Annotated in this window: 17 protein-coding genes; 14 read left to right on the top strand and 3 right to left on the bottom strand. The window is 43.2% G+C overall.

From position 1 onward, the window contains the following. The 6 genes from G509_RS0104455 (at position 1) to G509_RS0104425 (ending at position 5434) form a co-directional block, all read left to right on the top strand. The gene (locus G509_RS0104455; RefSeq protein WP_026990425.1) at positions 1–1179 is read left to right on the top strand and encodes an AGE family epimerase/isomerase; all 1179 of its coding nucleotides are present in this window, start codon (positions 1–3) and stop codon (positions 1177–1179) included. 147 nt (positions 1180–1326) lie between these two features. Continuing rightward, positions 1327–2568 carry a glycoside hydrolase family 26 protein gene (locus tag G509_RS21440; RefSeq protein WP_051199938.1) on the top strand — a complete coding sequence of 414 codons (1242 nt, stop codon included), beginning with the start codon at positions 1327–1329 and terminating at the stop codon, positions 2566–2568. Positions 2569–2680: 112 nt separating this feature from the next. Continuing rightward, positions 2681–3982 carry a glycoside hydrolase 5 family protein gene (locus G509_RS0104440; RefSeq protein ID WP_026990424.1) on the top strand — a complete coding sequence of 434 codons (1302 nt, stop codon included), beginning with the start codon at positions 2681–2683 and terminating at the stop codon, positions 3980–3982. An 86-nt stretch (positions 3983–4068) separates the two neighbouring features. Further along, positions 4069–4800 (top strand): DUF4145 domain-containing protein, encoded by a 732-nt coding sequence (locus tag G509_RS0104435; RefSeq protein WP_026990423.1) that lies wholly within the window; start codon positions 4069–4071, stop codon positions 4798–4800. Between the two features lie 4 nt (positions 4801–4804). Continuing rightward, the gene (locus tag G509_RS0104430; protein ID WP_026990422.1) at positions 4805–5053 is read left to right on the top strand and encodes a hypothetical protein; all 249 of its coding nucleotides are present in this window, start codon (positions 4805–4807) and stop codon (positions 5051–5053) included. Between the two features lie 9 nt (positions 5054–5062). Continuing rightward, complete coding sequence (locus G509_RS0104425) at positions 5063–5434, top strand: YchJ family protein (protein ID WP_026990421.1); 372 nt, start codon at positions 5063–5065, stop codon at positions 5432–5434. A 136-nt stretch (positions 5435–5570) separates the two neighbouring features. Here the strand turns inward: G509_RS0104425 and G509_RS0104420 are convergent, their stop codons facing one another. Together G509_RS0104420 and G509_RS21435 are read right to left on the bottom strand one after the other, a co-directional pair. Continuing rightward, on the bottom strand, positions 5571–5900 hold the full coding sequence (locus G509_RS0104420) for a hypothetical protein (RefSeq protein WP_026990420.1): 330 nt from the start codon (positions 5898–5900) through the stop codon (positions 5571–5573). A gap of 15 nt (positions 5901–5915) precedes the next feature. Beyond that, complete coding sequence (locus G509_RS21435; RefSeq protein WP_035738476.1) at positions 5916–6815, bottom strand: SDR family NAD(P)-dependent oxidoreductase; 900 nt, start codon at positions 6813–6815, stop codon at positions 5916–5918. Between the two features lie 159 nt (positions 6816–6974). On the opposite strand from G509_RS21435, the gene G509_RS0104410 reads away from it, so the two are divergent. The 8 genes from G509_RS0104410 (at position 6975) to G509_RS0104375 (ending at position 12413) form a co-directional block, all read left to right on the top strand. Then, on the top strand, positions 6975–7202 hold the full coding sequence (locus G509_RS0104410; protein ID WP_026990419.1) for a hypothetical protein: 228 nt from the start codon (positions 6975–6977) through the stop codon (positions 7200–7202). A 117-nt stretch (positions 7203–7319) separates the two neighbouring features. Then, positions 7320–9494 carry a catalase gene (locus G509_RS0104405; protein ID WP_026990418.1) on the top strand — a complete coding sequence of 725 codons (2175 nt, stop codon included), beginning with the start codon at positions 7320–7322 and terminating at the stop codon, positions 9492–9494. Positions 9495–9564: 70 nt separating this feature from the next. Continuing rightward, entirely contained in the window at positions 9565–9831 is a 267-nt protein-coding gene (locus tag G509_RS0104400; protein WP_026990417.1) for a SemiSWEET family sugar transporter, read from the top strand. 116 nt (positions 9832–9947) lie between these two features. Next, positions 9948–10457, top strand: coding sequence for a hypothetical protein (locus tag G509_RS0104395; RefSeq protein ID WP_026990416.1), 510 nt, complete (start codon positions 9948–9950; stop codon positions 10455–10457). Between the two features lie 11 nt (positions 10458–10468). Then, positions 10469–10705, top strand: coding sequence for a hypothetical protein (locus G509_RS0104390; RefSeq protein WP_026990415.1), 237 nt, complete (start codon positions 10469–10471; stop codon positions 10703–10705). A gap of 57 nt (positions 10706–10762) precedes the next feature. Further along, complete coding sequence (locus G509_RS0104385) at positions 10763–11281, top strand: CinA family protein (protein WP_026990414.1); 519 nt, start codon at positions 10763–10765, stop codon at positions 11279–11281. After that, entirely contained in the window at positions 11278–11742 is a 465-nt protein-coding gene (locus G509_RS0104380; RefSeq protein ID WP_026990413.1) for a hypothetical protein, read from the top strand. The genes G509_RS0104385 and G509_RS0104380 overlap by 4 nt, the downstream gene beginning before the upstream one ends. Next, positions 11739–12413, top strand: a complete 675-nt coding sequence (locus G509_RS0104375) for an MgtC/SapB family protein (RefSeq protein WP_026990412.1) — start codon at positions 11739–11741, stop codon at positions 12411–12413. Before G509_RS0104380 ends, G509_RS0104375 begins: the two co-directional genes overlap by 4 nt. 156 nt (positions 12414–12569) lie before the next feature. Here the strand turns inward: G509_RS0104375 and G509_RS0104370 are convergent, their stop codons facing one another. Next, positions 12570–13292, bottom strand: coding sequence for an SRPBCC family protein (locus tag G509_RS0104370; protein WP_035738472.1), 723 nt, complete (start codon positions 13290–13292; stop codon positions 12570–12572). Positions 13293–13338 lie beyond the last annotated feature (46 nt).

The raw sequence follows: 13338 nt of genomic DNA, 5'->3' as shown, positions 1-13338 counted from the left end.
ATGGCTTCGTTAAAAGAAGAAATGCATAAAGAGTTGCTTTCCATCTTAAATTATTGGGAAAGCAACACGGTAGATACTACAAACGGCGGCTTTATTGGTGCTATCGATTTTACCGACACCAAAGATTATTCGGCCGAAAAAGGCTCCGTACTAAATGCCCGCATCTTGTGGGCATTTTCGGCTTCGTATGCAGTTACTAAAGATGTAAGCCATTTAAGAATTGCCGAAAGGGCGTACAAGTACATCCTTAAAAATTTTTATGATGTTGCCTTTGGTGGTATTTTTTGGAGCCTTAATACCGATGGTACTCCCAAAGATACCAAAAACCAGGTCTATGCGCTTGCGTTTACAATTTACGGACTGTCAGAATTTTATGCTGCTTCAAAAAATGAAGAAGCATTACAGCTTGCCGTAAACCTGTTCGAAAAAATAGAAGAGCATAGTTTTGATAAAGAGCACAAGGGTTATTTTGAGGCCTTTACCCGCGACTGGAAACCTATCGACGATCTTCGCTTAAGCGATAAAGATGCCAACGAGAAAAAGACGATGAACACCCACCTGCATATTGTAGAAGGGTATGCTAACCTGTACCGCGTTTGGCCGGAAGAACGACTTAAAGAGGTAATTACACAATTACTCATTACCATAAACGACCATTTTATTAATGCCGAAACAGGGCACCTGCATTTATTTTTTAATGAAGAGTGGGTAGAAAAGCCGGATGTTATTTCTTACGGGCATGATATAGAGGCGGCCTGGCTGTTGCAATGGTGTGCCGAAGTTATTAAAGATGAAAGCCTGATAGCCATTTACAAAAAGCATGCGGTTACTATGGCCGATGCCACGTTTGAAGGTATAGATGATATTGATGGGGGCCTGTGGTATGAATTCGATCCGTACACCGAAGAGCTGATTGCCGAAAAGCATTGGTGGCCACAAAGTGAGCTGCTTATTGGGATGGTTAATGCATGGCAGCTAACGGGTAACGATAAATACCTTAACGCAGCCCAACACAACTGGCAATTTGTTAAGGACTACATTATTGACAAACTAAACGGCGAATGGATATGGGGTGTTGACATTGATTATGCTAAAATAGAAAAAGACAAAGCCGGTTTTTGGAAATGCCCTTACCACAATGCAAGGGCGTGTTTAGAACTTATTAACAGATTGCCCTAATTTAGAAGTCTAAATATTTGATAATCTGAATAAATAATACCTTTTTTTGACAAAAAAGCAGTAGTTCGCAAACGATTGAAGCGGTAATTTCACTTTTACATAATAATTACTTTATACTACATTAAAGTATCTCACTACTACTACATTATGAATACAAGAAAATTACTGGGCGTTGTTTTTTGCGCTGCAATGGCAACATTAGCCGGGTGCTCAGGCAGCGATGATGGCTACAAAGGTATAACGTCTCCGGTAGAGATAATTCCCGAAGAGGAAGACATTTTTACTCAGGAAAACATACGCTCGTACATGGCCGACCCTAATGCTACTGCCGAGACGGTGGCGCTGTTTTACAATCTTAAGAAACTTCAGAAAACTAAATACCTGATAGGGCAGCAGGATGCCTTTAATAGTTTTTACAACAACCAAGGCGGAAGCTCAGACATTAAAAAGGCAACAGGCAGCGACCCTGCCTTGCTGGGCTCTGACTTTATGTTTATTACCGATAATCAGAATAACGGCGACCCGTCTAACTGGTTCTATCAGCAAGAGCTAAAAATTACGGCCGATGTTAAAGAGGCCTACAGCAAAGGCATGGTGAATATTTTCTGTTGGCATTTAAGGGAACCTTACCACGGCGAAACTTTTTATGCCGATGACATGACTGCCGAAGAAAAAGCTACTGCCTTTGCAAGCATACTACCCAACGGTGCTAACCACGCCTATTTTGTATCAAAACTGGATAAAGTTGCCGATGTGCTTAACAACCTTAAAGCCCCTGATGGTAAACTGATACCGGTTATTTTTAGGCCGTTCCATGAGTTTGATGGCAGCTGGTTTTGGTGGGGTGCTAACTATGCCACGCCAGAGCAGTACAAACAGGCCTGGCAGTTTTTGGTTGCCTACCTTCGCGATACTAAAGGCGTGCACAATGTTATCTATGCTTTTTCGCCTGATAATACCTATACTACAGAGAGCCAGTATTTGAGCCGCTATCCGGGCGATGCCTTTGTAGATGTATTAGGTATGGACAATTATGGCGATTTTAGTAACGGTAGCATTGCAGGTGTAACCACGGCAAACAACAAGCTTAAAATGGTGTCAGACATCGCGAAAGCTAAAGTTAAGGTAGCCGCCATGACCGAAACCGGCTGGCAGGTAACAACAAGTACTCCGGTAATACCGGCATTTTTTAATACTAATATTTATACGGCCATGACGGCTAACGATGTGCAGCTGGCCTTTCTAATGTTCTGGAACAACACCCAGACAGGCTATTACGTTCCACCATCTGGAGTTAGTAATACGCAGGATTTTATAGATTTAACCAAGAAAGAAGAATCGGTGCTGCAAAACAACATACCCAGTATGTATGCAATGCCGGTGGAATAGTTGGCCGTATCAGTGTTCAGTAAACAGTTAGCAATGAGAAGTAACAATTCTATAATAACCAAACTTTGCCTGCCCCTGTTTAAGGGGGCAGGTTTTTACATAAAAGCCAAACATGAAGAATATATTTAAAATTTTGCTTTGTGCAGCGGTGCTTCAAACCGGTATAGCCTGCACAGCACAAAAAGTACAGGAGCCGCAACGCATTACCGTAAAGGGTACGCAGTTTTATAAAGGCGATAAGCCCTACCATTACATTGGTGCTAACTACTGGTATGGCGCCTTATTAGCCGCTAAAACCGGCGGCGACCGCCAACGCCTGGCCACCGAATTAGACCTGCTTAAAGCTGATGGCGTAGACAACCTGCGCATACTGGTTGGGGCAGAGGCCGGTACCCAGGATTTTACGGTTACACCGGCGCTTCAGCCAAAGCAGGGCGAGTATGATAACAACCAGCTGGATGGGTTGGATTATTTACTGTCGGAAATGCGCAAGCGCAATATGTATGCCGTACTGTACCTTACCAATAACTGGGAGTGGAGCGGCGGTATGGCGCAATACCTGGAGTGGAATGGCTACGGCGCACTGCCCAATCCCAATATAAAGCCCAATACGTGGCCGCAGTTTATGGATTATGTAAAGCAATTCCACAAGTGCGAACCGTGCCAGGAGGCGTTTAAAAAACATATTAAATTCATCTTAGGGCGTACCAACGCTTACAGTAAGGTTAAATATACAGAGGACAATACCATTATGGCATGGCAAATTGCCAACGAACCGCGTGTGTTTACTGCCGATAACGAGCAGGCTTTTACCAAATGGCTTAACGATGTGGTTGATGTTATAGATGCCACCGATAAAAACCACCTTATATGCACTGGGTCTGAAGGTAAGGCGGGTTCTGCCGATGATATTGCTATTTACGAGCGTACCCACAACAACCCTAAAATAGATTATCTTACCATGCACATCTGGCCTAAAAACTGGGGGTGGTACAAGCACGATAATGCTAAAGAAACCCTGCCTGCTGCCATTACCAAAACCATCGGTTATATAAATGACCATATTGCGGTTTCCAAGCATTTGGGTAAACCTATTGTGTTGGAAGAGTTCGGTTTGCCGAGGGAAGGCGAAAGCCTGGACCGTAAATCGGGCATAGCAGATAGGGATGCGTTTTATAAAGCTATTTTCGAGAGGTTAGCGCTAAGTGTTAAGAATAAAGAGGCGTTTGCCGCGCTAAATTTTTGGGGCTATGCAGGTACGGGTGCTAACAACCCGGCCAATGGCAAGTGGGCTAAGGGCGATGCCTTTACCGCCGACCCGCCACAGGAACCACAAGGGCTTAACTCGGTTTTTGCTACCGATACCTCAACACTAAATATGATTAAAGATTTTAATAAAAAAATCAGGAAATAAACTAAAGGGCCGCAAGGCTCTTTTTTTGTGGATGGTAGTTGGCATTTTGTATATTTGGAGGTAAATAATATAATAATCCTGATAGCATGGAAGAATTAGAATATAATAAAACCCAAAATAATATACTTTCTGTAATCTGTATTGTTTGTAAAAATAAGAATAGGCATAAAGTACTTTTGTCAGTTGAAAAAACTGGGAGAGAACCAATGGGATATCAAGAATATTATTTTTGGAGTAGTATTTATCAAATAATTGAATGCCAGGGTTGTGGAGCAATTTCTTTCAGGAGTGAAGATTCGAATTCAGAGGATTATGATGAAGATGGAGTTCATTTTCAAAATGTATTAATTTATCCTAAAAGAACTTCTGACACTTGGGAAATAAAATCTTTTTTTAATGTTCCAAATAATTTGCGAAGAATTTATCGAGAAACAATCGATTGTTATAATAATGATAATTTGATATTGTGTGGAGCTGGCATAAGAGGATTGGTTGAAGGTCTTTGTAAAGAAAATAATATAATTGATGGAGAAATAGAGATCAAAAAAAATGATGGAAGTATAATCAAAAGGCGTATTGATAATTTACAGGGCAAAATAAATGGTCTTTATGAAAATGGTAAATTAACAAAAGATAATGCAGAAATATTACATGAACATAGATTTTTGGGCAATAAAGCTATTCACGAATTGCAGCCTCCCTCAAAAGAAGAATTAGATTTAGCACTTGAAATTATAGAGAATATTTTCAATACTTTATATGAAATCCCTCAAAAGGGAATGCAGCTCAAGCATCAAAGATTAAATAATAAAAAATAATAAAATGACAGAGATATTTACACTTTTGTATAGCAATTTAAGCTCGGAAGACAAGATTAAAGATTTAATAGAGATTGATTATAATCAAGATTACGATAAGGTTATAGGTTTCCAAATACATATACAATCAGCTGTGCAAAATTTATTTCCTCAACAAATTGAGAGTCAACAAACATTGGTATATAAAAAATCCGTAGGAAAATTAATAGTTAAACCAAATCTTATCAAAAATTATTTAGATTCAATAAGATAATATTAATTTATGGCTAACTGTTACTGCGGCTCATCACAACCTTATGCAACCTGTTGCGAGCCTTATATAAAAGGCGTAAAGAAAGCACCAACTGCCGAGGTGTTAATGCGTTCGCGCTATTCGGCGTATGTGGTGCTTGCTGCTGATTATTTATGGAATACCACTGCACCATCAGAGCGGAAAAAACACAGCAAGAGTGCCATTTTAGACTGGGCAAAGAGCAACCAGTGGCTAAAGCTGGAAGTGCTGAGGACTACCGATACTATTGTAGAATTTAAAGCCTATTACCTGGATAGTAATTTGCGGGCACAGGTGCACCACGAAGTATCAACCTTTGTTAACCAACAGGGCAAATGGTATTATGTTGATGGCGAATACTAATTCGGCATTTTAAGCTCCGGAGGAGCGACATATTTATAGAAATTAGGATTGCCTTTAAACAATTGAGCTCCGGAGGAGCGGCCTATTATATGCTGTTCCTCCGGAGCTCTTTATGTATTGGTCTTCCTCTGTTAGATTATCCTTTAGTGGTTTTAGCAGTAGAAGATTTCGCTTTACGGGTAGCCGTAGTAGTTGCCTGTTTTTTCTGCACAGTAGGCGTACACTTAACATGCTCGGTTGTAACCATTTTGTCTTTACGCACCTGGGTAGCATCGGTTCCATCTGTTTTTTGCTGGCGGGTTACAGCGTCCTGTTTAACCGTCATTTCCTTTTTACTCTCTTTTACTACCGCAGTCTCGGTGCTGGGTACTGTTTTGGCAGGCTGCTTAGCCGCTGCCGGGTCGGTTTGGGCTTGTGCCACGCCAAAGGCTAATAGGGCAGCAAGCGATAAAAATACTTTTTTCATAATTACTTAATTTTATTAGTTAAGGTTGTGAGGTTTAAAGTCGCCGTTAACCCCACCGTTTTTAATGTTTATACTATCGCGTTCGCGGGCAGAAGCCTCGTGTGTAATTTCCGATTTCCCATCTTCTTCCATGCTCGATACCATTTGTTTTTCCATGTTAGAAGCCACAGCACCGTCGGGCAATAAAGTGCTCATCGTGTTTTGTGCCTTATTTTTAAAGCCGGGTTGTACGGTAGCCTCGCCGTTTAAAAAGGCATCATAACCGCCTTTTGCTACTTCGGCAGGGTCGTATAAAGAGGTCTCCTTATAAGTAACGGTGTTCTCAGCTTTAGCCTTATGAAAAAAGTCGGTATCGGTAGCGCCCGGTAACAGGGCAGTAACGGTAACATTAGTTTCTTCAAGCTCTTTAACCAATGCTTCCGAAAACGAAAGTACAAATGCTTTAGATGCCGCATAAACGGCCATATAAGGAGTAGGTGCTTTTGCTAAAGATGAAGCAAGGTTAAGAATACGGCCACTATTTTGCGCTACCATATCCTGAAGGAAATATTTGGTAAGGCTCATAAGTGCAATAATATTAAGCTGCACCAGGTCTATTTCGCGGTCAAGGTCGGTTTTAAAAAAGCGTCCCCATTCGCCCTGTCCGGCATCATTAACAAGATATTCAATACCTACACCCAGTTCTTTAGCCTGCTCGTAAACCTTGTTGGCAGCACCGGGTTCAAATAAGTCGGCTGTAATGGTGTGTACGGTAATGTTGTTAATAGCCCTTAATTCGGTTGCCGTCTGGCTAAGATTGTCTTCGTTACGGGCAACAATAATAAGGTTAGTGCCATCCTGCGCAAACAATTTGGCAAGCTCGTAACCAATACCGCTGGTTGCCCCCGTAATTAATGCAAATTTTTGTGTGCTCATGATCCTTAATTTTTTAGTTCGATTAGTTGTAGTGCTTACGTAATTGAAAGTTACCTCTTATTAACAGGCACGGCTGTTAACCCCGCGTTAATCAAGCGTTAAAACTGATTGTAAGGATTTTAAGGTTATATAACTTTATATATTAATGCAATTGGGTTAATGAAAAGGTATAAAAACTTAGAAGGCCACAGCGGGGTAACGGGCTACGAAATTGAGCCTGATAGCATTGCTGTGCAGTTTAACCATAGTGCCGTTTACCGCTATACCTATAACAGCGCGGGCAAGCGTATTATAGAAAAAATGAAACAGCTGGCAACGGCCGGCAAGGGGCTTAGCACTTATATAAGCCAGACGGTTAAACAAAAGTTTGAGGATAAACTTACATAGCCTAAAGTTTTCTTAATTAGTTCTTTAGGGGTATGCCTTGTTGTATATTTATATAGTATACCTGTTTACACACAAACGCATTTATACATACAAAAACTAAACTTAATTACACACCTAATGAAAAACAACAAACCTACACCGGGCAGCAACAGCAATGCCAAGGTAGAAGAGCTGGAGCGCAATAGAGAATATAGCGAAGGCCAGTTTATTACAACAGACCATGGTACCCGCATTAATAACGACCATAACTCGCTTAAGGCGGGAGAGCGCGGGCCATCGTTACTGGAAGATTTTATAATGCGCGAAAAAATAACGCATTTTGACCATGAACGTATTCCTGAGCGTATTGTGCACGCACGCGGCTCTGGGGCACATGGATATTTTGAGCTTACCAACCCAATACCGGAATTTACCAAAGCCGGCTTTTTAAACGATACCAGCGTTAAAACCCCTGTGTTTTTACGCTTTTCTACCGTTGCTGGTTTTAGAGGATCTACCGATTTAGCACGCGATGTGCGCGGCTTTGCCATCAAGTTTTACACTCAGGAGGGTATTTTTGATATGGTGGGCAACAACATACCGGTATTCTTTATTCAGGATGCCATGAAGTTTCCGGATTTGATACATGCCGTTAAACCAGAACCACATAACGAGATTCCGCAGGCAGCATCGGCACACGATACCTTTTGGGATTTTATATCGCTAATGCCCGAAAGCATGCACATGATAATGTGGGCCATGAGCGACCGTGCCATACCCCGCAGCTACCGCATGATGGAAGGCTTTGGCATACACACCTTCAGGTTTGTAAATGCTGAGGGTAAATCTACGTTTGTAAAATTCCACTTTAAGCCAAAATTAGGCACTCATGCCGTTGTGTGGGATGAAGCCCTTAAGATATCGGGCAACGACCCGGATTTTCACCGTCGCGACCTTTGGGAAGCTATCGAGAGTGGCAGTTTCCCTGAATGGGATTTTGGCGTACAGTTAGTAGCCGAAGAAGATGAGCATAAGTTTGATTTTGACTTATTAGACCCTACCAAGATTATCCCGGAAGAGCTGGTGCCGGTAACTATATTGGGTAAACTGGTGCTTAACCGCAATCCGGATAACTTTTTTGCCGAGACAGAGCAGGTAGCCTTTCACCCGGGGCATGTAGTGCCGGGTATCGATTTTAGTAACGACCCGCTGTTGCAGGGCAGGCTGTTTTCGTACACCGATACGCAGCTGTCGCGCTTGGGCAGCCCTAACTTTCACGAAATTCCTATTAACCGCACCATTGCCCCAATGCACAACAACCAGCGCGACGGGCACATGAGGCAGGAAATTAACGTAGGCCGTGTTGCCTACAGCCCTAACTCGTTAGCTAACGGCGACCCTAAGCAGGCTACCGAAGCCGAGGGTGGTTTTGTAAGTTACCACGAGCGTATTGAGGCGCATAAGGTAAGAACAAGAAGCGAAAGCTTTAGCGACCATTTTAGCCAGGCAGCGCTTTTCTTTAAAAGCCAGACCGAAGTGGAGCAGAACCATATTATTAGCGCACTGCGTTTTGAGTTGAGCAAGGTTGAGACCGAAGCCATCCGTGTGCGTATGCTTGGATTACTGAACCAGGTTAATACTGACCTTGCCGAAAAAGTAGCGGCCGGATTGGGGCTTGATGTTCCTGCATCGCCGGAAAGGCCAATGAATCATGGCGTTGGCGCAGATGCTGACCCCGAGAAGCATGAGCCTAAACCGCTTAACGATAATTACGAACCGTCTGTAGCCTTAAGCATGGTGGTTAACCCAACCAACTCTAATACTATAGAGAGCCGCAAGGTGGCCTTTTTATGTGGCGAAGGCTTTAACGAAGCTTCGGTAAACGCATTAAAAGAAGCTTTGGAAGCTAAGGGCGCAAAGGCAAAAATCGTGGGTCCGCATGCAGGGGCTATCACCGGTGATGCCGGTACCGCTACAAAGACTGATTTTACATTCTTCAGCTCGTCATCGGTATTGTTTGATGCTATTTACATTCCCGATGCCAAAGGCATGAAAGCGCTGGAGGCTAACGATAATGTTATTCAGTACATTAACGATGCCTACCGTCATTGTAAGGTTATTGGTGCCGATATTGGTACAGATACGCTGCTAAGTAAAACTACAATTGGCAACAAACTGGCCGATAATAAAGATACCACCCTGCCGGGTGTTATACTGCAAACCGATGAAAATGCTGGCAGCTTTGTAACCGATTTTATTGCCCAACTGGGCAGGCACCGTATTTGGGAGCGCGAAGAAGCTATTGTAATGTAAAACATTCAACTATAAACAGTAAAAGAAGAAGAGGTTACCTCTTCTTCTTTGTTTAAACACCTTTCTAACTATGGATGATGTAGAGATACTGGGCCTTGTAGCGGCTGCGTTTACTACTATAGCCAACATACCCCAAACCATTAAAATAGTAAAAACCAGGTCTACCAAAAGTATATCGGCGCTTACCTATGCCATGCTGTTTGTGGGCATGGTGCTATGGGTGGTGTACGGCATCATAAAAACAGACCTGCCTATTATACTGGCAAACGGCATAGCGGCAGCACTTTGCGGCACTATTTTAGCCGTAAAATGCTGGGCAAAATATAGAGGGACATAGACAAGTTAACGCCATCTTAAAAATGTTATTTTAATGCTAATTACCTAAACGTTAAGAGTGTTGAGGTTTTAGATTAAATAACTTTAATAGAAGTAACAATCAAAAAATCAAACATCATGAAAAAGTCAACCGCATTAAAAAACGCCCTGTTTGCCGCCTTGTTGGTAGCAGGTATGAATGTAGTATCGTCTTGCGATAGCTGCAGCCGAAGAGACGAAGGATCCAACAGCACAGGCACAAGTGATGGTAACGAGGCCAATGGCGATATTGATGGCAGTGAGACTCCGGCTGATAACGAAAACTCGGGCAGTACAGAGGGTACCGGTGATAATGCCAATGCCGGTACCGATGGTTCATCAAGCATGAATGTGCCAAGATCAGGTAGTGCAACGGGAACGTCGTCTTCAACATCGGGTTCAGCTTCATCAGCATCTACTCCTAAAAAAAATGGCCTTACCGAAGAGCAGATAACCGATAAGGTAGAGAACAGCAGCAGCCAGGCTACCAACAGCAAAGGCGAGCCTATTATTAGCGGAGGTACATCGGGCACAGGCCAGGGTACGGGTACCGGCAGCACTGGTAACAACTCCAGAGTTACCACTAAAAAAGACCAGTTAACACACTAATAGTGTTTATTATGAGCCAGTTAAACGATAATCCGGGTCAGGGTAACCGTGGCGGGCAGGAGTATGGCGAGGCTACAAGGCATCAAAGCAGCCGTAACCAGGATAGCCAGAAACACGAAACCACGCCCGAAGAAGAAAAATTAAAGCAGGAGCACAACCAGGAAATTCCGGCCGACGAGAAGGAAGAAGATAAATTTAGCCCGGGCGAAGCCGAAGAATACAATCCTGACGATTTTGCAACCGATTAGCTATCGGTTTAGTATGTGTTTAAAATAGCTTTGAATGGATAACTAAACCTAACTACTATGGCTTCTCAAAATATTATTATAGCCAGCAGGCGGCTTGCCGAAAAAGGCCTTAAAATAGCTTTTGCCGAAAGTGCCACAGCCGGTTGGCTGGCATCGGAATTTGCGCTTACGCCAACATCGGGCGGTGTGCTGCTGGGTGGCATTGTATGTTATGATGCCTGTACTAAAGAAGAACTATTTGATATTCCGCAGGAGATAATAGATAGGTACACACCGGAATCGGCTGAGGTTACGCGGCTCCTGGCCGAAAGGCTTACCAAATTCTTTAAGTGTGATGTTGCTGTGGCTATTACCGGCCTTACAGCGCCCGGCGGCAGCGAAACCGATGAAAAGCCGGTAGGCACTATGTTTATACACATAAAACTGCCGGAAGACCGCTATTGTGCCCACCGTGAGGTTTTTGAGGGCGACCCTAAAGACATTATCGGGCAGACGATAGAGCGTGTTGGCGAACTAATTACAGAACATGTAGATAAAATTGAAATGGCCACCGCACAAGACACCAAACAAACATGAAAGCACCGGTAAAAATAATCGTGGCGGGCATAGTAGGTACATCGTTCATGACGCTGTACAGCTACTACAGGGCTAAAAAAGAAAAACAGCAATACAGAGAACCGGAGCTGCTTAACAAACTTATAGACCGCAACAAAACAATTGATGTAGATGTAAGTAAAAAACACGCCGCAGGCTGGGTGGCCCACTATGGGGTAGGTGTGCTTTTTGTGCTATCCTACTGGGTGCTGTACCGCAAAGCACTGCATTCTCCGGGGGCGGTAAAGGTTTTGGTGGTGGGCAGCGGCAGTGCAATTGTAGCTGTTGCCGCGTGGAAGGTTATGTTCTCTGCCAGCCCTAACCCGCCCGATAATAACCGCTTTGGCTATTATAGGCAACTGGCAATTGCACATTTAATTTTTACATTATTTGCCCTTGCAACCTATAAAGCCTTAGGCCAATCTAATAAATTACTGCCATGATGCTACACTGGATCGAGATAGCGCTTCGCCTTGCCCTTGCTGCCATTTTTGGCGGTATAATTGGTATTGAACGCGAGCGTAAAGATTGGGCAGCAGGCATGCGAACCCACATGATGGTAAGTATGGGGTCGGCATTAATAATGCTGGTCTCCTCTTTTGGTTTTATGGATATTGTGGGAGAAAACTATGCCGAGCTCGACCCATCCCGCGTAGCGGCACAAATTGTTAGCGGTATTGGTTTTATTGGCGCAGGTGCCATACTCTTCAGGAAACCTGCTACAGTACTGGGGCTTACTACGGCATCAGGTTTGTGGACCGTTGCCGGCATTGGTATGGCAACAGGTGGCGGCATGTATGTTGCCGCCGGTATTACTACGTTTTTTGCTATCTTAATTTTATGGGGAATGCAGCCCATACAGAGGAGGTTTTCCAGTAAATTTCAACGTAAAAAGCTCAGGATCATCGCGAAGAATAAAACCAATCCCAGAAAAATTATCAATACTCTTTTAGCTACCGAAGAGGTAGACTTTGCTAATTTTTCGGTTACCCGAACCTCCAAAGACTGGATTATCGAAATTATACTCGAAAAGCCCGGCAACAATCGCTTTATGGAAATTGTAGACGAGCTTGAGCATCAACCCTTCATCAAAAAAATATCCTGGGACAAATGAGGAAGTTTACAGTGTTCAGTTTACAGTATTCAGTCCACTCAAACTGTAAACTGAACACTTCATTCTCTGCCAACTGCGACTGAAAACTGTAAAATGAAAACTGAAAACTGTAAACTGAAAACTGTAAAATGAAAACTGTAAACTGTAAACTGAGCTCTATGTAAATATCGCTACAGTTTCCTGCTGTAATTTTTGTGGGGTACCGGTTTCCATATAGCGTTTAAAGCCCATAATGTCTTTGCGTACAAGTGTTTCAAACATAGGATTTAGCAACCTGGCAACTTCTTCGCCGGTATGGCCCATTGGTGCGTGGTAAGAGAATACTACGTGGACCAGTGTACCCAGCTCTCCGGCATCTTTAAACTCTACCTTGCCCGAATTGCGCACGGTCGAATTCGGCAGCGATCGCCACCCAATATAACGGTGTGGCTCTTCGGCCACTATCTCTGCCTTCCAGCTAATTATATTACCAAGTGCAGGCACTTTTACCTTCCATTCAGATAGTGTATCGCTTAAAACCGTAACGCTGTCTAAGTGTTCCATAAACAACGGCAGGTTGCCAAGGTGACGCCAAAAGTTGTAAACATCTGCCACGGGGCGCTTTACAATAAGGCGCGCGTGTATGTTTACGTTAGAGTCTTTAGGCTTGTCTGGCTTGCCGAATAGCTTGCCGCTCTCTGTAACGTTTACATCTTTTACAAAACCTTTTACGCCCCTGTAGATCATAAAGCCCGCCGAGGCGATCTGCAAAATGCTCTTCTTTTCCTTTTTTAAGGCATCATACAGCAGGTAAGCGCCCCCAATAACAGATACGGCACGTTCTATCTGCCCAATAGATTTCTGGCTCGGGGTAACGGTAAGGTTCTCTAACTTTTCCATAAAAAGCGGTGTAATTTGTTGGTGGTTATAATCTATATTAAAAATA

The sequence above is a fragment of the Flavobacterium subsaxonicum WB 4.1-42 = DSM 21790 genome, from assembly GCF_000422725.1.
In the GTDB taxonomy this organism is placed as follows: domain Bacteria; phylum Bacteroidota; class Bacteroidia; order Flavobacteriales; family Flavobacteriaceae; genus Flavobacterium; species Flavobacterium subsaxonicum.
Note: the sequence above shows the minus strand (reverse complement) of the source record. Positions and strands in the feature narration are given on the sequence as shown.

What these genes read in the sequence shown, in the direction of transcription:
- G509_RS0104370 (WP_035738472.1), bottom strand. Translation starts at nt 13,292, where the DNA reads ATGGAAAAGTTAGAGAACCTTACCGTTACCCCGAGCCAGAAATCTATT.
- G509_RS0104380 (WP_026990413.1), top strand. Translation starts at nt 11,278, where the DNA reads ATGAAAGCACCGGTAAAAATAATCGTGGCGGGCATAGTAGGTACATCG.
- G509_RS0104440 (WP_026990424.1), top strand. Translation starts at nt 2,681, where the DNA reads ATGAAGAATATATTTAAAATTTTGCTTTGTGCAGCGGTGCTTCAAACC.
- G509_RS0104420 (WP_026990420.1), bottom strand. Translation starts at nt 5,900, where the DNA reads ATGAAAAAAGTATTTTTATCGCTTGCTGCCCTATTAGCCTTTGGCGTG.
- G509_RS21435 (WP_035738476.1), bottom strand. Translation starts at nt 6,815, where the DNA reads ATGAGCACACAAAAATTTGCATTAATTACGGGGGCAACCAGCGGTATT.
- G509_RS0104430 (WP_026990422.1), top strand. Translation starts at nt 4,805, where the DNA reads ATGACAGAGATATTTACACTTTTGTATAGCAATTTAAGCTCGGAAGAC.
- G509_RS21440 (WP_051199938.1), top strand. Translation starts at nt 1,327, where the DNA reads ATGAATACAAGAAAATTACTGGGCGTTGTTTTTTGCGCTGCAATGGCA.
- G509_RS0104410 (WP_026990419.1), top strand. Translation starts at nt 6,975, where the DNA reads ATGAAAAGGTATAAAAACTTAGAAGGCCACAGCGGGGTAACGGGCTAC.
- G509_RS0104385 (WP_026990414.1), top strand. Translation starts at nt 10,763, where the DNA reads ATGGCTTCTCAAAATATTATTATAGCCAGCAGGCGGCTTGCCGAAAAA.
- G509_RS0104405 (WP_026990418.1), top strand. Translation starts at nt 7,320, where the DNA reads ATGAAAAACAACAAACCTACACCGGGCAGCAACAGCAATGCCAAGGTA.
- G509_RS0104435 (WP_026990423.1), top strand. Translation starts at nt 4,069, where the DNA reads ATGGAAGAATTAGAATATAATAAAACCCAAAATAATATACTTTCTGTA.
- G509_RS0104455 (WP_026990425.1), top strand. Translation starts at nt 1, where the DNA reads ATGGCTTCGTTAAAAGAAGAAATGCATAAAGAGTTGCTTTCCATCTTA.
- G509_RS0104395 (WP_026990416.1), top strand. Translation starts at nt 9,948, where the DNA reads ATGAAAAAGTCAACCGCATTAAAAAACGCCCTGTTTGCCGCCTTGTTG.
- G509_RS0104390 (WP_026990415.1), top strand. Translation starts at nt 10,469, where the DNA reads ATGAGCCAGTTAAACGATAATCCGGGTCAGGGTAACCGTGGCGGGCAG.
- G509_RS0104425 (WP_026990421.1), top strand. Translation starts at nt 5,063, where the DNA reads ATGGCTAACTGTTACTGCGGCTCATCACAACCTTATGCAACCTGTTGC.
- G509_RS0104375 (WP_026990412.1), top strand. Translation starts at nt 11,739, where the DNA reads ATGATGCTACACTGGATCGAGATAGCGCTTCGCCTTGCCCTTGCTGCC.
- G509_RS0104400 (WP_026990417.1), top strand. Translation starts at nt 9,565, where the DNA reads ATGGATGATGTAGAGATACTGGGCCTTGTAGCGGCTGCGTTTACTACT.